This window comes from Nostoc sp. CALU 1950 (assembly GCF_051172895.1).
Taxonomy (GTDB): Bacteria; Cyanobacteriota; Cyanobacteriia; order Cyanobacteriales; family Nostocaceae; genus Nostoc; species Nostoc edaphicum_A.
The window spans coordinates 40,663-58,716 of record NZ_JBDNJQ010000004.1; the positions used below are offsets into that span (position 1 = coordinate 40,663).

An 18,054-nucleotide genomic window follows, 5' to 3' on the forward strand; every position below is an offset into this window, starting at 1 on the left:
ATGGGGAATGGGGAATGGGAAATGGGGAATGGGAGAAGAGTTTTCCCTTTTTCCCCCGCACCCCTGCCTTTTTTCAATGCCCCATGCCCCATGCCCAATCAATGCCCAGTCCCTAGTCCCCAGTCCCCAGTCCCCAATGTAACGATTTGTCTAGCAGTTTCAGAGCGGATCTAGCATTTATGTAACATTAAATGAACAATAAAGATAAAGGAATTAATTCATGCCCTATACGAATGAAGAAGGCGGTCTTCTGAATAATTTTGCCCGTGAACCAAAGATTTATCAAGCAGAACCTCCCACGGAAGGGCAAAAACGAACTTATATCTTACTAGGAATCGCCGCTACAGCTTTGGTTGTCGGTTTGATTCTAGTCGCCTTCTTTGTTTCTAAGAGCAGTTGAGCATAAAACATTTTAATAAAATTTCAACTTTTTTACAGTTTTTCAGGTTCCAATCTTAAGAGGGGCCTGCTTTTTTATAAGAAGAACTCAGGAGTCAGAATTCAGAATTCAGAATTGAATTCTGTACGACTGGGTAATGAATATTGGTTTAAAACCTTGCCTACAAGTGGCGCGAAAAAAATTAAAATATTCTCACTTTAAAACTTTATCCCTTTATGGGTAGAGTATTCACCAATTCTGAATTCTGACTCCTGTTTTATTTTTTGTTAAAATTGAGTTAGCAATTAAAGTATAATTACATACTTTATTATTTATGTAGACCTGAAGGCTTAGTTTATCCTGAGCAGCACAATATCTACTTAAAAATAATTTTTATTATGAGTTTAGTCCACTTGGATGCACCCAGAAAGGTGATATACACTGTGTTTTGGCTCTTTAGCCGCTATGAGCGTGAATGATACTGCACACAACAATAATTCTACTTGGAATCGGCAAGTATACCACCGCCTGAAACTTGCCCTAAGTCTTGGTTTACGACGACAACTTTTTTTAGCTGTATGTGATGATTTACACTTAAGAAATCAGGTAGCAGCCCGTTTGCATTCTACATTGGCTTATCCTGTTGGACAGGTGCTATATCAGTCATCAAATGCTCAGGAAAATAGCACTCCAGCTTATCCGCGATTAGTCACATTGCGTTTGAATTTAAATGATCCCGATCCCATAGTCCAGATTAATCAATGGTTGGCTAATTATCCCCCGCCAATTGTCGGAGCATCAAAAGATACGCCTGGAAGACCTTTTCCAGTACCAGCTTTTCAGATTGTAGGCGTGGAGCATCTCACCAAGCAACCAGTTGCGACACAGCGTTTATTTTTGCACTATCTCCGCTTAAGCGAACAATATTTTTCTACACAAGAATCCGGCCGATTCTTAGAATCTAACTTGCTGTTGTGGATACCGCGCCCTTGGTTATCTGCTATTAAGCAATCAGCACCACAGTTTTGGCGTTCCCGGACTGGCGTATTTGTGTTTGCTGGAGAACCCACACCAGCAACTCAGAATTCCGGCTATCCAGAACGTTTTTCACGTTCTGGAAGTTTGGATTTAGGAAATATTGAGCAGTCGATTTTAGATGAATCAGTTAACCAAGAAGAACTTAGAACCGCAGCCACCGGGTTAAACTTTGAAAATAATTCCGATTTTCCCGCAGAGATACAAGGGAATGGCATACATAAAACCCAGGAAGTTTCGCCGTCAACAGCAGATTTATTGAAGGTTGCACCACAACAGCAGGAATCTACTACTAGATATGGTAGTGGAAGTAATAATCAATCACTGTCGTCTTTATCTTATGTTAGCAGTGAGTTAACGGAGCTAGTAATTGCAACAATCAACACAAATACTGCTCAGAATACTGAGGATTACTTACAACCGCAGCAGATTTTGTTGGAGATTGAAAAATTACACGAAAAGCAAGTTTCGGCGGAGATACTGGCAGAAGCTTATCATCGATTGGGTACTTTATACCGTCTTCGGATTGAACAAGGAGAGTCAACCCTAGAAAACCTGATGGTAGCAATTATTGCCTATCAGGAAGCAATTAGCTATGACGAAAGCTCACCGCAACTCCCAGATATCTTGAATGATTTGGGTACACTTTACTGGATGTTATACCGTACACCACCCAATTCGGAGGAAGGACAAACTTATATAGATCAGGCAATAGAATTTTATCAGTTGGCGTTAAAGATGATTTCGCCCCAGACACATTTGGAAACTTACGCTCGTGTGCAAAATAATTTGGGGACGGCTTATGGTGACTTAGCTCGTTTTTCTCACCCATCTGAAAATTGGCAGCAAGCAATTTTAGCTTACAGTGAAGCACTCAGCTATCGTACAGCCGAGATGGATTCATTAAAGTATGCGGCTTGCCAGAACAATTTGGGTACTGCTTATTGGCATCTGGGTCAATATAATCAACCGATTGTCCATTTAAAGAAAGCGATCGCAGCTTACAATGAAGCACTTGTACACTACAACCCCGAAGAGGAGCCGCTCAAGTATGGCATGATTCAAAATAATATCGGTACTGCCTGTTGGAATCTGGCACAATACGAACAACCTGCCCAAAATCTCCAGCGAGCTATAGTTGTCTACAGCGATGCTCTCAAGTATCGCACTCCAGCTAATGTTCCCAGTGCCTGCGCCGCTACACAAAATAATCTGGGTACTGCCTACTGGCATCTAGCAAACCTATCTCAGACAACTAAAGAGGCACGGCAAAAGTATCTGAAATTATGTATCAGCGCTTATGAAGAAGCTATAGCTTTGGCTCACTCACTTAGCGGGACTTCTTTAAGTTTTGATTTGCTTGCCTCTTATAATAATTTGGGACTAGCCCATTATCAGCTAGTAATAGATAAGTCTTTTAATGGCGAGAAAGCAATACGTTCTCAACACTTAGAAATAGCATTAGATAACCATTTACAAGCCTTAAACGGATTAAGTAAACAACCAGAGGCTTATCAAACAACCTTCGCTTATGTGGTGAAAACTATTCGTGCTTTTCATAATGAATTAGGAATACAGGGACAAAATCTAGCTTTATCTAAAGTTCCTAGTCAGTTGTTGCCAGAGATTTTGTCAAAATTGTGAAGAAGGCAGGAGGCAGGAGACAGGAGGCAGGAGGTAGAAACTCTCTATAATCTGATGCGTGAGTCCTGCATGTTGTACTTCAGTTACTTGCAAACTGCTGCAAGCAATTATAAATAAAAATTTAGAGAAGCTATTAATAGCTTCTCTAAAAGGGTTTGACGTTTTTTGAGATAACTCTATGCAGGGTTAGGTTGAGTTCGGTTTTGAAGTAGCTGGATAATTGCAGCTTTTTCTAAGATTCCAACTAGAACGCCATTCTCACGAATCACGGGAAGTACAGATAGCTTTTGTTGTTCGAGTAGCTGCATGACTTCCAGCAGAGGTTGATCGGATTGAACTGTGGTAGATTCAGTAATTGGTCGCATGACTTCTTTAACTTGAGTTTCTGACCACATTACTGTTGGGATGCTTCGTAAATTATCAACTGCGATCGCACCTACTAATTGTCCATCATCATCAGTCACTAAGAATCGATGCCAGTTTTGCCCACTGATGACTCGCTCATCGGCAAACTCTCTTAAGCTAAGATTACCAGATACAATCGGGCTGTCATGAGTTACAGCATCTTCAGCTGTCAAACCTGTAAGTTTTTCTTGCACTCTGGCAAATTGAGCCGCATTACCAGCATTTTGCAACAAGAAGAAGCCAATTAACAAATTCCAGATGTTACCGAAGCTGCCAAACAATAGTAGGGGAACTATACCTGAAAGAATTGCTACCCAACCAAAGATTTGCCCAACTCGACTAGCAAAGGTGACACCTTTATAAGGATTACCTGTAATTTTCCAAACGATGGATTTCAGTATATTTCCGCCATCCAAAGGTAAGCCAGGAATCAGGTTAAATAGAGCTAATGCCAAGTTAACAGAAGCTAGAACACCAAGAATTGCAGCTAACGGCCCTGATGCAGTGGTAGTAACACCAATCGCTGTAACGATACCGCACAATAGTAGACTAACTAAAGGCCCTGCGATCGCAACCCAGAAAGCCTCACCTGGGGTTTTCGACTCTTTTTCTAAACTCGCCAAACCGCCAAATATAAACAGTGTGATGGATTTGACATCAATCCCCTGACGAATAGCAACGAAACTGTGGCCTAATTCATGGGCGACGACAGAGGCAAATAACATCAGCGCTGTCATCAATCCTAGTAGCAAAGCTAATCCCGCAGATAATTGGGGAAATTGTGCCGCCAGTCCACCGCTATAACTCCAAGTTACTAAACCCAGAACTAAAAACCAGGACGGATGGATATAGAAGGGAATTCCGAAGAGATTACCAACGCGAATTGTGCCATTCATGTCGTTCACCTTTGATTTCAGCTTTGAGAAGTTCGTTTTCGTCCTTCTCGATGTCTCTAGTGTAACGAAAGGTTAAGAGATTTTAATCTTCGTGACGGTAGTGGTGTCCGTCTGTAAAGGTGCGGTTATTGGTAATCAGGAGGCAGGAGGAAAGAAGTATTAACAAAAAGTTGTGAGTATAGCACAATACAGATCAGACCAAAACACTTGTAGAGACGGCGATTTATCGCGTCTCGAAAACCCACAATTTTGTATAATTAGCCCCTAACCCAAGCGTATTTGGGTATAGCAAGCCCACTAGTATAAAAAAATTGTATCAAGAGGCGCTTTCGATGTGATCCAAAGCGTCCTCGATCCTTAAGTGTCGATTCCTTCTGCCTCCTGACTTCTCACTACCTCTCGATGGCTACATCAGGCAGGCGACTCCATTCATTCCAAGAGCCATCGTAATTCCGAACATTCGGATAGCCCAATAAATACTTCAAGACAAACCAGGTATATCCAGAACGCCCGCCGATGGCACAGTAGGGAAACACTTCCTTATCAGCTGTAATCCCCTTACTGTGATAAAGATTTTTCAATTCGTTGAATGATTTAAAAGTTCCATCCTCGTTGAGAGTTAAGATATGCTCAAGATGGACTGCACCTGGAATATGTCCAGTCCGTTCACCTTCTTTTGGTGGCTGATCGAAAAACCACTCGCCACAGTATTCTTGAAGTGTTCGGACATCTAACAACACGCAATCGCTTCGACCAATTGATGCTTTAACTTCATCATGTAATACTCTCAGACTAGGATCAGTAGCTTTGGCACGGTAATCAGTAGCAGAAAACGTAGATAACTCAGTTGCTAGCGGACGACTTTCTGATTTCCATTTTTGGTAGCCGCCATTGAGAACTTTTACATTTTTATGCCCAAAGACTTGTAACAACCAGAAAATCCAGGCTCCGGTTCCAGGATAACTGCCATAGGCAATCACTGTAGTGTCATTGGTGATGCCTGAACGTGCCATTAGCCTCTCAAAAGCTCGCACATACCAATTTATCTTCAAATCGGGCAATAATAAGTCTGTAAAGATGTTCCAGAAGACAGCACCAGGTATGTGAGCATTTGTGTACGGCTTTGGACTGATATCAACTTCGATAATGCGGACATTTGGATCGTTGAGATGATCTGTAAGCCAGTGAGTATCAACGAGAACTGATGGATCAGCGTATTGAGACACTTGTATTTCTCCTGTAATAGCACGAAAAGAATTGAAAGTTGTGTTTCCTCTTCGGATTTAGTCTTGGTTGTGGTTGGGAAATACGATGTGTGATGTCCGATGCACTAGGGTTGTGGAAATAGAGAATAAAGAAAAGCCAATGAGTGGGTGAAACACTGCTAAAGGAAAAGGAGTGTGTAAATGAATTGTGAGAAATTGCAGTCCCAGCAGTACTGGCATACTTGCTGTAAGGCTTTGGATTCTTCGAGGAAACGGGATTAAAAATACCCATACCAACAAAATTAGCGAGAGTCCGCTATATCCTCGCACGAGCCAAATATGTAGATTCCACCAATCAGAGTTGTAAAAGTAAGCCAGTCCAACACTGAATACTTGGGTTGCTAAACAGAGATTGAAAAACACTGCTGCGATAAAAAAACTGATTTGAATCCAGCGCCCGGATCTCTGTGTATTATCAATGCCAGAATTTACATTCATGGTTAAGTAATCCAAAAAAAGCAACCAAATTAGTCATTGGTCATTGATAAAGAGTTTGTTAGTACATATCTCGCAAGAGAGTGGCCAAAAAACTAATGACAAATGACAAATGACAAAAGCTAGGATAAGTCTGGTTGTTATACTGCGCCTAGACCTCGAAAGGGTACAATTTGCCAATCATGATTGCATTACAAACTCTATTTCATGCAATTGCTCAAGCTAAAGATGAACAGACATTGCGATCGCACATATCCGTAGAAGTGAGTGAGTATTTTTCAGCTACACGATGTGGGCTGTTCTTCTTTGCCCAAATTTCTCAAATTGACAGCAAGATTCAAAAAACACTGCAAATTGCATTATCACCGCAATACAATCCAGTTGCACGCTACTTGCTAGAACGCCATGCCCCTGTTCATGAAGCTTTGGTAGTAGAACCTAAGACATGGAAGTTGATTTGTCCTCGTGCTGACCACTGGCACGTTATGGCAGGGCCAATTGTCAATAATGGTAAGTTAGTGGGCGTGGTAGGTTTGACCCGTGAGCAAGGAATGCCTGCATTTGATTCACAAAATCTCACGGATTTAAGTGCCATTTGTCTGCACATTTCTACTTGGGTGGCAATGGCGAGATTGCAACAACCATTATTACAGACAGAGCTTTTAACACCTCGTGAAATGCAAATTGCTTCCTTAGTGGCTCAAGGACAAACCAATGCAGAAATTAGTGCTGAACTTTGGATTACTGAAAACTCTGTCAAGCAAGCCTTAAAAAGGATGTTTCGCAAGCTTGAGGTTTCATCTCGTACTCACATGGTTGCAAAGCTTTCCACTGTTTCAAAATAAATGACCTTTTATTCGCTTCATTTCCCCCTGATAACCATTTATTATCAAAATTCAACTGAAACGCTATCAGGGGGGAGATTTTCTGGCTTAAGCATTCACTTATGCTGCAATTGTCTCCATCTGTTGAGAACTTTTCTGCAACATCTGGACAATTATATCAGCGGGAACAGGACAACTGAAATAGAAACCCTGACCTTCGTGACATCCCTGCATTTGCAGGTAGTCAAGTTGTTCTTGGGTTTCCACACCCTCTGCGGTGATTTTCAACCGGAGGCTCTTTGCGAGGGCAATAATGGCATCAGTGACGGCGGCGCTATCAGGATTGGACATGACATCTTGTACAAATGACTGATCAATCTTGAGCATATTCACGGGAAAGCGCTTCAAGTAGTTGAGGGAAGAATAACCAGTGCCGAAGTCATCTAGAGCCAACCATATACCCAGTTCGCGTAATTCTTTTAAAGTTTTAACTGATCGCTCCATGTCAGCCATCAAGAAGCTTTCTGTCACTTCCAGTTCCAGGCAAGATGCTGGGAGTTCCGTCTCCTCAAGAACTTGGCTGACGATTTCAACTAGATTCGGTTGTTCAAACTGTCGAGCTGACAGATTCACAGATATCCGAATTGGGGTAAATCCAGCAAGTTGCCAAGCACGGTTTTGGGCACAAGCAGTTCGCAAAACCCATTCATCAATTGGCACGATCAAACCATTGGCTTCTGCGATCGGAATAAACTTTGCAGGAGAAATCAAACCTAATGTAGGATGCTGCCAGCGAACCAATGCTTCCATCGCTGTAATTTGTCTGCTGTGTAAATCAATCAGAGGTTGATAATAAACCAGCATTTCATTACGCTCAAGCGCTCCATATAATTCATTTTCTAAACTCAGTCGCTCCTGTAACTGAGCATTAATTTCCGGCGAATAGAATTGGTATTGGCTACGCCCTCGCTGTTTCGCCTGGTACAGTGCCATGTGAGCCTGTTGCAAGAGTTGATCTACGCTATTACGATCATTTAGTCCATTAATTGTAATGCCGATACTAGCGGTGATATGAATCAAGTTACCCTCTAAAGAAAAAGGTTTACTCAGAGTACTTAACAGCAACTGAGATAGCTTAATCACACTTTCAAAAGAAACAATTTCTATGCGGGCGATGGCAAATTCATCTCCGCTTAAATGGGCAAGGATATCTGTTTTCGCCACACAGTTTGATAATCTCTGGGCAACTGTTCTTAACAACAAATTTGTTGTCTGAGGCTCCAACCCATGACTCATACCAGTGAAATCATCAATACTCAGCAAAAAGATAGCTACAAGGCGCTGGTTGTTTTCAGGTTGAGATAGGGTCTGATAGAGGCGATCGCGAAATAAATCACGATTGGGCAATCCAGTTAGATCATCATAATTACTGATGTAGTGAATTAATTCATCTAATTTGTGAAGAGTTTGTGAGGTATCCGCCATCAATGTACCCGCTTCATCAGCAAATTCTGTGGGCAATCCAGGTAGGGTTTTGGTGTTCAGATAATTTTGCAATGCAGCAGATGTCAAAATAACCGGTTTGAGAAGGTGGTGTATTGCGTAGAGGGTGGCAGCAGTACCTGCTAATGTTGCCAAGAGAGCAACAATCATAACTCGCACTGCCATCTCTAAGGAGTAAGAGTTTGAGATAACGAAACTGAAAAGTAAGGTCAGAAGCGGTACGTGAGTGCCCAAAAATGCCACCAACATGATTTTAGCGGTGTAACTTTTCTTGAGCCATCCAAAATTAGCTAGGAACGAGTACAGGTAGAGGTTGTGATTGAGCTTCATAAATTCTGTTTGATAGTTGGTAAATTAGTTCCGAGCTATGCTGACAAAAGAAGATTTTTGATTCATATTCCAGTGGAATTAGCTCTCATGGAACCCAACCCTGATAAGGTCATATATTATGTTTCCCAATATCGCTTTCTACTTGATATGTATAACGATAAAGTTTCTGTAAAACTTATTCCAAAAGTGATTTCACAATCAATACCGAAATTATATTGATTGTTACGCTATTAATATTTATTAGGTTGTCTTAATGTGATATGGCAGTCCTAACTCATTCGTGAACAATAAGAATAAGATCCCCGACTTCTCAAAGAAGTCGGGGATCTGAAGCTCTCGATTTTCGCAAATCATTTAGGATCGCTATATAGCAATCTTGAATCATTCGTGAGAAACAAGATTACCTATTTCTAGAATTTTTATAACAAAGACGCAACAGATTATTTATAGCTATAGCCTGAAAAGAGTAGATTTGTAACTTGCTTTAACACCTTTAATGCTGTTAATGAACCTCGAATCAGCCGAGCAGCAGCAACGGGTTGTTGAAGCATTCCCATCGCTAAAGGAAAAGGGTTTAGGGAGCCATCAGAATTAATTGCTGATGTGAGATCGGGGATATTATGCTGACAATCATCGCTAACTACTCGTAGTATTGCTACGTCTACCCCAGCGGCATTGAAAAACTCTAGGGCGGTAAATCCTTCCATATCAACAACATCAGCCGCTAAAGTTTCACCCAAATGACGTTTTTCGGCAGCAGACCAAATCACACGATCGCTTGTCAGTGACTTGACTAAGGATACTTTATCTGATATTGAAGAGTGCAATTGTGCTGTAAAAGTGCGATCGCATTCTTGCAGTTTCCCCTGATAAATACAATCTTGATACAGCACAATATCACCAACTGTGTGGCGATCGCTCAAGCTGCCACATATACCCATAATCAGTACTCTGGATTTTGGAGCTATCAATTGGGATTGTTGCAAATATTTGAGCAAAGGCTTCATCCCAACAGGTATGGCTACTACTGTTGGGATGGAGCCAGTAACGCCGCTTAATCCGCGACACACAGCTTTATATTCTGCTCCTTGAGGCACCAGAATTGTGTTGATAAGTGGAAAATTAGACATTAGCGCTCTTGAGAGTCTGAGTTTGCGTCTGAATTTTTATGCTCAACAGAGCTAATTTTGTCTTTAAAGTTCGATTAAATATTGGTTCATATTTGAGTGACAATAAGTAATATTACTGCTTGGTGAGGATCAAAACTCGCAAACCAAAGCCGATTGCTGTAGCATGACTAAATAATTGTGTCACCCACACGATAATTTTCCAAGATGGTAAAGCTTCGTAACTCAAAATCCGCACGAGAACTCTTCAATATCTCTAAATTGGCGATTCAATTTTCGTGGCTGACGGTGAGTTTTTGGATTGCCGTAACGGTAGCTGGTGTTCTGGCTTTCAGTTCTCTCAAGTATGCTTTGTTTCCAGATATTACCTTTCCAGTGGTGGTTGTAAATGCTACAGCCCCTCTGGCAACTGCCCTGGATACAGAGGCGAAGCTCACCCAACCCCTAGAAGAACGCCTCCGCTCCCTAGAAGGACTGGAGAATATCCGCTCATCTACTTATCCTAGTCAAACAGCCGTTGCCCTCTCTTTTGCCGTTGGAACGAATTTAGAAACATCAACAAAAGAAGTTGAAGCTGCTCTCAAGCAGTTGACTCTACCTCAAGGAGCAACTTCCAAAATTATTCCCCTGAATCTAAACGAGTCAGCCGCCATTAGCTATGCCATTGAGAGTCCGACGCGGAATCTTACAGATTTGACGAAGTTAGCGCAAGATGAAATTGTCAGTGCGATCGCTAAACTACCAGGAGTCCTGAAAGTTTCATTGCTAGGCGCTGCTACTGCAACTCCTCCGGTAAATCCAGCGAATGCGAGTGCAGCGGCTCTACCCCAGGGTGGCGCAACATTAGTCAGGTTTAATGGCCAAGATGCACTGGCATTTCAAGTCATCAAACGCGGTAGCGCTAACACCTTAGAAGTAGTGAGTTTAGTTGAAAAAGAAGTTCAAAGGCTACGCTCTACCCTCAAGGATGTTAACCTCACTTTAGCTGCAACCCAAGCAGAATATATTCGCCAAGCCACCCAGTCAACAATCGATGCGCTGATGGAAGCCGTTGTCTTGTCGATAGTGGTAATTTTTCCGTTTTTATGGAATTGGCGGGCAACTCTCATCTCTGCTTTGGCGATTCCGACATCTTTGTTGGCGACGTTTATCGTCATGGCAATTTTTGGCTTCAACTTAGAAACGATTACGTTGCTGGCTTTGGCTTTAGTTATTGGCAGTGTAATTGATGATGCGATCATCGATGTCGAAAACATCATGCGGCACATTGATGAAGGGGAAACTCCTCGCCAAGCCGCTTTTTCAGCTACAGATGAAATTGGCTTAACAGTCATCGCCACCACTGCTACAGCAGTAGCGGTTTTTTTGCCCATTGGTTTGATGGGAGGAGTCATCGGACAGTTCTTCAAGCCATTTGGAATCACAGTTTCGGCAGCCATGATTGCTTCAACATTGGTTGCTCGTACATTGTCACCAGCCTTAGCTACTTATTGGTTAAAACCTGCTAATTCAACTCCCCAACACCGCCAGGAAGCAAACATCTGGGCGAATTTTACCCGATTTTACAGAAACTTACTCCACTGGTCTTTAAACCACCGCAAGACAGTCGTCGCATTAGCCATACTTAGTTTTATTGCAGGTATGGCACTGAGTCTACTAATTCCCAAAGGATTTATTCCGAAATTAGATCGCGGCGAGTTCAATATTACTTACACCGCCCCCTTGCCGAGTATTCCTGGTAGAGCAGAGGGACAGGAAGGCAGAGGGGCAGGGGAGCAGGGGAGCAGGGGAGAAATTTCAATCGCCAATCGCCAATCGCCAATCCCCAACCCCTTAAACGATTCCCTAGAGGTTGCTAAGAAACTAGAAGATGTGGTGAGAAAATCTCCAGTAGTGGAAACAGTCTTTACTACTGTTGGTTCTCGTGAAGGTGAGCCAAATAAAGGTACGCTTTATGTGAAGCTCAAAGAAGACCGCAACATCAAGACTGCGGAAGTACAAGACCAATTACGCTCGTCTTTGCCTAATCTCCCTGGTGTGAGTACCAGTGTGGAAGATATTCAATTTGTTGACACTGGTGGACAAAAACCTTTACAGGCATCATTACGAGGCGATAACCTCCAAAGCCTCAGCAAAGCTGCCCAGGCAATTAAAGAGCGCATTGAGAAACTACCGGGATTTGCTGATGTGACTGTAACAAGTGAAACAAATTCACAGGGTACAGTTTTTCAAATTGAGCGGCTCAACAATCAAAGGGTCGCCTATATCAGTGCCAATTTGGGCAGAGATTTGTCTTTAGGTAGTGCCACAGATCAATTGGTAGCGGAAGCAAAAGCAGTGTTACCTGCTGGTGTAACTTTAGACTTGGGAGGAGATTCTGCCCGCCAAGGTGAAGTATTTGCTAGTTTTGGCACTACTTTGGTATTATCAGCACTCTGTATTGTTGTGGTGCTGATTTTGCTGTTCAAAAGCTGGATAGACCCAGTAGTTATTGGTGTTTCTTTACCCTTATCAATTGTCGGTGCCATGCTGGCCTTACTCTTCACCAAGAGTGACTTTGGCATGATCTCGCTGATTGGTTTTGTCTTTTTGTTGGGACTAGCAAACAAAAATGCCATCTTACTGGTAGATTACATCAACCAACTCCGCAAATCTGGCTTAGACCGCACAGAGGCGATTCTCAGAGCAGGGCCAGTGCGCCTCAGACCAATTATGATGACCACAGCCTCCACCCTCTTAGGAATGCTACCGATCGCATTGGGTTTTGGTGCTGGTTCTGAATTGCGATCGCCAATGGCTGTTGCGATCGCAGGTGGACTCGTAACTTCAACTATCCTCAGTTTAATTGTCGTGCCAGTCGTCTACGCCATTTTAGATGATTGGTTTCCCCGATTTCAGAAGCAGGGGAGCAGGGGAGCAGGAGAGCAGGGGGGAAGTTGATGCAAGTCTTTGTCACAGGGGGTACTGGTTTTATTGGCGCTCACTTGGTACGGTTGCTTCTGCAACAGGGATATGCAGTGAAAGCGCTGGTACGCTCAAGCAGTAATTTGGAGAACCTACGCGGTTTGGATGTGGAAATTGTCAAAGGCGATTTGAATGATCCAAATCTCTGGCAACAAATGAGAGGTTGTAAATACCTATTTCATGTGGCAGCCCATTATTCTCTGTGGCAAACAGACCGAGAGTTACTCCACCGTCATAATGTCCTGGGTACGCGCAATGTTTTGGCAGCCGCTCGCAAAGCTAACATTGAGCGCACCGTCTACACCAGTTCAGTGGCAGCAATTGGGGTAGGATCATCAGGGGAGGTTGTGGATGAAACACATCAGAGTCCCTTAGAAAAGTTGGTGGGTGACTACAAAAAGTCTAAGTTTCTGGCTGAACAAGAAGCCATGCAAGCCGTTGCTACAGGTCAGGAGGTAGTTATAGTCAATCCCAGTAGCCCTATTGGCTCGTTGGATATCAAACCTACCCCGACGGGTGATATCATCCTGCGATTTTTGCGGCGACAAATGCCCTTTTACTTAGATACTGGTCTAAATTTTATCGATGTGCAAGATGTGGCATGGGGACATTTACTGGCTTTGCAGCGGGGTAAATCAGGCGATCGCTATATCTTAGGTCATCAAAACCTCAGTCTAAAGCAACTACTTGAACAACTCGCTGATATCACCGGTCTAAGCGCACCTCAACGAACCGTACCCCCTTGGTTGCCCCTTAGCGTTGCCTGGGTTGATGAAAAGATTCTCGCACCCTTGGGAAAATTGCCTTCAGTGCCATTAGATGGCGTGCGGATGGCGAAACAACCTATGTATTACAATGCTGCAAAGGCTGTCCGAGAGTTGGGTCTACCCCAATCTTCGCTGAATGGGGCACTCAAAAATGCTGTAGATTGGTTTGTTGCTCAGGGATATGTCAACCCCTCTGGGAAATTCAAAATTCAAAATTCAAAATTCAAAATTGAAGACCCCACAGATAAATCTTGGGGTTGAGAAAGTGGTGCATTTATCTTTAAAAGAGGAGCGATCGCAACAATGGCAGTTAATCTACAACAAGCTATGGATATCGGGAAGTATCTTGTTACGCAGCGTTTGAAAGGACGTAAACGCTTTCCTTTAGTATTGATGTTGGAACCTCTTTTTCGGTGTAATCTAGCTTGTACGGGTTGTGGTAAGATCCAACATCCCAAGGAAATTTTAAAGCAAAATCTCACCCCAGAACAGTGCTTTGCCGCAGTGGAAGAGTGCGGCGCACCGGTTGTCTCAATTCCTGGAGGAGAACCTCTGCTACATCCCCAGATTGATGAGATTGTTCAGGGATTAATTGAGCGCAAGAAATATATTTACTTGTGTACCAATGGTTTGCTGTTAGAAAAGAGTTTAAATAAGTTTCAACCTTCCCCTTACCTAACTTTTAGTGTGCATTTAGATGGAATGCGGGAGTTGCATGATCAGTGTGTCGATCGCCAAGGTGTTTTTGATATTGCTGTCAAAGCCATTCGCGCAGCTAAAGCTAAAGGCTTTCGTGTTACAACTAACACCACTATATTTGAGGGGACTAAACCCCAAGATATGCAAGAGTTCTTCAACTTTCTGGAAACACTAAATACTGACGGGATGATGATTTCTCCCGGCTATAGTTACGAGTGGGCACCAGATCAAGATCATTTTCTCCACCGTGAACAAACCCGCGCCCTTTTTCGAGAAATTCTAGCTCCATACAAAAGTGGTGAGAAAAACTGGAACTTCAATCACAATCCGCTGTTCCTAGATTTTCTCACTGGTGAGAAGGACTACGAATGTACGCCTTGGGGTAGCCCTAGTTATAGCGTTCTCGGTTGGCAAAAACCTTGCTATCTGCTGAACGAAGGTTATTACTCTACCTTCAAGGAATTACTGGCACAAACTGACTGGAGTCAATACGGCCAGAAGAGTGGTAATCCCAAATGTGCCGATTGTATGGTTCACTGCGGCTACGAACCCACCGCCGCAATGGATGCAATGCAACCGCAAAATATGGCACGCGCCCTTGGCAGTGTGTTTGGCAGGAATTAGTAGGTATTAAATAGTACATACTAAGGGTGCGATGCCTGCCTGCTCACGATACGTATAATCGACTTTCTCGGATGCATCTTCCCGTTTATATCTGCGGTGGTCGTTACGATGGTATATCTTCTCCTGCTAATCTTGAGAAAATGTATAAAAAGATACCAAATGCGTATTTAGAGTTCTTTAAGGGTGGTCATCGCTTTCTTTACCAAGATACCCAAGCATTTAAGCGAATCATAGCGCAATACAGTTCAGATAAGACCAAAACACTTGTAGAGACGGCGATTTATCGCGTCTTGAAAACCCACAATTTTGTACTATTAGCCCTTAACCCAAGCGTATTGAATCATAGCGTTCCTGCAAGATAAATTCGATTAGGTAATTGTATGACCGCATTGTTGACCCCGGCGATGAATCTACGGTTGCAGTGTCGTTGTTAGAAGCGAGAAATTAGTTAAATATTACACCAATTTAGGGTGCGATACCTATTCTTTAAGGGATTTTCCATCACATAGGTTGTGATTGCCCTTCTTTTGATGTGCAGAGATGTCAGTACGGGTGTCGATCGCTCGAATATTCTCGTATCAGCATACATACTTAGCTCCAGAAAGCAGAAGAGTACTGCTTATTTCATCAGCTTTTTAGCTTTTTTCAAGTGGAGAGTAATTTTTATTATCCTGTACTAACCTCTCATAAACTAAAGAGACAAAGTGTTAACTTATGTAAATCAAATTAACAAACATAACAATAATTTGTAATAAATTATGATGCGGCAGCATTGTATAAAGAGAACTTGGAAGTGAAAAACAACATCTTAATCAGGTTTTCCAGTCGTTCGCAGAAGTTTGAAGTTTTCTAACAAAAGTTTTAATCTGAAAGCCTGGAGATCGTAAACTTATTCCTTGGATGTCTGTTTTAAACCTTTCGTAACTCGTCAGGCAGTGCTGACATCGGAAAATAAACTGAACCATTCAGTTTTGAGTCCAATTATTCTTAACCGAGCAAATTAGGAGATTTAACGCAATGGTTTTAGATGCATTTGCAAAAGTAGTTTCCCAAGCTGATACACGTGGGGAATATCTCTCCGATGCACAATTGGATGCATTGAGCGAACTAGTCAAAGATGGTAACAAGCGTGCAGATGCTGTTAACCGTATTACCAGCAATGCGTCAGCTCTTGTTGCTGCTGCGGCTCGTGATTTGTGGGCAGAACAACCCCAATTGATCACTCCCGGTGGTAATGCTTACACCAGCCGTCGTGCAGCTGCTTGTATCAGAGACTTGGACATCATTCTTCGCTATATCACCTACGCTATCTTTGCTGGCGATTCCAGTGTGCTAGATGACCGCGCCCTCAATGGCTTGCGTGAAACCTACTTAGCATTGGGAACCCCAGGAGCTTCAGTTGCTGTTGGTATTCAAAAGCTGAAAGCAGCTTCTTTGGCAATTGTTAACGATACAAACAACATCACCAGAGGCGATTGCAGTGCTTTGGCATCTGAAATAGCTAGCTATTTTGATCGTGCTGCTGCTGCTGTTGCTTAAGCAAAGCTTGCATTGCTGAATGTTGACTAAATAATTGTCCATAGGACAAAACAAAATTTCAACCATAACGTTTGTAAAAGGGAAATACCAAAAATGACAAAAACACCTCTAACTGAAGCAATTGCATCAGCTGACTCTCAAGGTCGCTACCTCAGCAGCACCGAAATTCAAGTTGCTTTTGGTCGCTTCCGCCAAGCACCAGCTAGCTTACAAGCAGCAAAAGCATTGAGCGCTAATGCTCAACGTTTGACCGAAGGTGCTGCTCAAGCAGTGTATAACAAATTCCCTTACACCACCCAACAACAAGGCCCCAACTTCGCGTCTGATGCACGCGGCAAAGGCAAGTGTGTTCGTGATGTTGGCTACTACTTGCGGATTATCACATACGCTTTAGTTGTTGGTGGCACAGGCCCCTTGGATGATTTCTTGATTTCTGGCTTGGCTGAAATCAACCGGACTTTTGACCTGTCTCCTAGCTGGTACATTGAAGCTCTCAAGTACATCAAAGCTAACCACGGTCTAAGCGGCGACCCAGCTGTTGAAGCCAATTCTTACATCGACTATGTAATCAATACTCTAAGCTAGAGTGTTCTTTAGCCCGGAGAGGAAATCAGCTCTTATGACAAGTAAGTTCTATGAGTTGTTTACTTCTCCGGGCAGTTTTATTTTCAAAAGACTGTTAAAAGACTAGAAAAAAAATTTTCTAAAAAGTTTTCAGTTTTGCAGTTAAAACTGAGGAGGTTAAGGATGGCGGCTTTGGGACAAGCAGCAAGATTAGGGATTGGAGCATTTGAAAACTCAGCACTGGTAGAACTACGTCCCGATAGAACAGAAGCGGATGTTGCAGTGGTTATCCGGGCGGCTTACCGTCAGGTTTTGGGTAATGCATATCTACTAGAAGGAGAACGTCTAGAGAGTGCAGAATCACTGTTGCAGCAAGGTGCAATCTCCGTCCGGGGATTTGTGCAAGCTATTGCTCAATCGGAACTCTATCGGGATAAGTTTTTCCACTCCAATTCCCAAACTCGGTTTATCGAGTTGAATTATAAGCATTTATTGGGGCGTGCCCCGGAAGATGAGTCAGAGATTTCATACCATGTTGAGCTTTACAACTCAGAAGGTTATGAAGCTGAGATTAATTCCTACATTGACTCACTAGAATATCAAGAAAGTTTTGGCGAGAACATTGTACCCTACTATCGAGGCTTTAAAAGTCAAGTAGGACTGAAAAACGTTGGATTTGGCCGACTGTTCCAACTGTATCGGGGTTATGCCAATAGCGATCGCGCTCAAGGGCAAAAACAAGGACGGCTAACCTGGGAAGTGGCTAAGAATCTAGCCTCACCCATTTATCCAGTCTCCGCCGGAGCCTTAACAGGACTCTCTACAGGTGGTCGTGGAGAAACATACCGCATCAGAGTGCTACAAGCAGCTTCCCCGAACTCAACAGTAGTGCGGCGCGGTACTGCGGAATTGATCGTACCCTACGAGCAACTGTCTAGTAAATTGCAGCAGTTGAATCGCAAGGGCAGTAAGGTTATTAGCATTACAGCCGTATAAATAGAGATTGGGGACTGGGGACTGGAGACTGGGAACTAGGAATTGGGGACAAGGAGGA

The 18,054-nt window shown here is 42.9% G+C and carries 16 protein-coding genes; 10 read left to right on the forward strand and 6 right to left on the reverse strand.

Features of this window, described 5'->3' with window-relative positions:
* Positions 1 to 220 precede the first annotated feature (220 nt).
* Positions 221 to 400: a photosystem II assembly protein Psb34 gene (gene psb34 / locus ABF638_RS02100; protein WP_181931693.1), complete on the forward strand. Its 180-nt coding sequence runs from the start codon at positions 221 to 223 to the stop codon at positions 398 to 400.
* Between the two features lie 444 nt (positions 401 to 844).
* Complete coding sequence (locus ABF638_RS02105) at positions 845 to 3,058, forward strand: tetratricopeptide repeat protein (protein WP_435019832.1); 2,214 nt, start codon at positions 845 to 847, stop codon at positions 3,056 to 3,058.
* 176 nt (positions 3,059 to 3,234) lie between these two features.
* Here ABF638_RS02105 and ABF638_RS02110 read toward each other — a convergent pair whose 3' ends face one another.
* The 3 genes from ABF638_RS02110 to ABF638_RS02120 form a co-directional block, all read right to left on the reverse strand.
* Entirely contained in the window at positions 3,235 to 4,359 is a 1,125-nt protein-coding gene (locus ABF638_RS02110) for a site-2 protease family protein (RefSeq protein WP_435019834.1), read from the reverse strand.
* Between the two features lie 392 nt (positions 4,360 to 4,751).
* Positions 4,752 to 5,585 carry a sulfurtransferase gene (locus ABF638_RS02115; RefSeq protein ID WP_435019836.1) on the reverse strand — a complete coding sequence of 278 codons (834 nt, stop codon included), beginning with the start codon at positions 5,583 to 5,585 and terminating at the stop codon, positions 4,752 to 4,754.
* 57 nt (positions 5,586 to 5,642) lie between these two features.
* Entirely contained in the window at positions 5,643 to 6,062 is a 420-nt protein-coding gene (locus tag ABF638_RS02120) for a DUF6220 domain-containing protein (RefSeq protein ID WP_435019838.1), read from the reverse strand.
* A 179-nt stretch (positions 6,063 to 6,241) separates the two neighbouring features.
* Here ABF638_RS02120 and ABF638_RS02125 point away from each other — a divergent pair, with 179 nt between their 5' ends.
* Entirely contained in the window at positions 6,242 to 6,904 is a 663-nt protein-coding gene (locus ABF638_RS02125) for a LuxR C-terminal-related transcriptional regulator (RefSeq protein ID WP_435019840.1), read from the forward strand.
* Between the two features lie 99 nt (positions 6,905 to 7,003).
* Here the strand turns inward: ABF638_RS02125 and ABF638_RS02130 are convergent, their stop codons facing one another.
* The 3 genes from ABF638_RS02130 to ABF638_RS02140 form a co-directional block, all read right to left on the reverse strand.
* Entirely contained in the window at positions 7,004 to 8,716 is a 1,713-nt protein-coding gene (locus ABF638_RS02130; protein ID WP_435019842.1) for a putative bifunctional diguanylate cyclase/phosphodiesterase, read from the reverse strand.
* 440 nt (positions 8,717 to 9,156) lie between these two features.
* Positions 9,157 to 9,846, reverse strand: a complete 690-nt coding sequence (locus ABF638_RS02135) for a phosphorylase (protein ID WP_435019844.1) — start codon at positions 9,844 to 9,846, stop codon at positions 9,157 to 9,159.
* A 112-nt stretch (positions 9,847 to 9,958) separates the two neighbouring features.
* Entirely contained in the window at positions 9,959 to 10,081 is a 123-nt protein-coding gene (locus ABF638_RS02140; RefSeq protein WP_256090806.1) for a hypothetical protein, read from the reverse strand.
* On the opposite strand from ABF638_RS02140, the gene ABF638_RS02145 reads away from it, so the two are divergent.
* The 7 genes from ABF638_RS02145 to ABF638_RS02175 all read left to right on the forward strand — a co-directional run bounded on the left by ABF638_RS02145 (position 10,051) and on the right by ABF638_RS02175 (position 17,996).
* Entirely contained in the window at positions 10,051 to 12,783 is a 2,733-nt protein-coding gene (locus tag ABF638_RS02145) for an efflux RND transporter permease subunit (RefSeq protein ID WP_435019846.1), read from the forward strand. The genes ABF638_RS02140 and ABF638_RS02145 overlap by 31 nt on opposite strands.
* Positions 12,783 to 13,835 (forward strand): hopanoid-associated sugar epimerase, encoded by a 1,053-nt coding sequence (hpnA, locus tag ABF638_RS02150; RefSeq protein WP_435019848.1) that lies wholly within the window; start codon positions 12,783 to 12,785, stop codon positions 13,833 to 13,835. The genes ABF638_RS02145 and hpnA overlap by 1 nt, the downstream gene beginning before the upstream one ends.
* Before the next feature lie 42 nt (positions 13,836 to 13,877).
* A complete protein-coding gene (gene hpnH / locus ABF638_RS02155; RefSeq protein ID WP_435019850.1) occupies positions 13,878 to 14,897 on the forward strand; it encodes an adenosyl-hopene transferase HpnH in 1,020 nt (339 codons plus the stop codon).
* Between the two features lie 71 nt (positions 14,898 to 14,968).
* Positions 14,969 to 15,259, forward strand: coding sequence for an alpha/beta fold hydrolase (locus ABF638_RS02160; RefSeq protein WP_435019852.1), 291 nt, complete (start codon positions 14,969 to 14,971; stop codon positions 15,257 to 15,259).
* Between the two features lie 655 nt (positions 15,260 to 15,914).
* A complete protein-coding gene (locus ABF638_RS02165; RefSeq protein WP_069068364.1) occupies positions 15,915 to 16,436 on the forward strand; it encodes a phycocyanin subunit beta in 522 nt (173 codons plus the stop codon).
* 93 nt (positions 16,437 to 16,529) lie between these two features.
* Positions 16,530 to 17,021, forward strand: a complete 492-nt coding sequence (cpcA, locus tag ABF638_RS02170; protein ID WP_012411562.1) for a phycocyanin subunit alpha — start codon at positions 16,530 to 16,532, stop codon at positions 17,019 to 17,021.
* A 162-nt stretch (positions 17,022 to 17,183) separates the two neighbouring features.
* Positions 17,184 to 17,996 carry a phycobilisome linker polypeptide gene (locus tag ABF638_RS02175; protein WP_181931682.1) on the forward strand — a complete coding sequence of 271 codons (813 nt, stop codon included), beginning with the start codon at positions 17,184 to 17,186 and terminating at the stop codon, positions 17,994 to 17,996.
* Positions 17,997 to 18,054 lie beyond the last annotated feature (58 nt).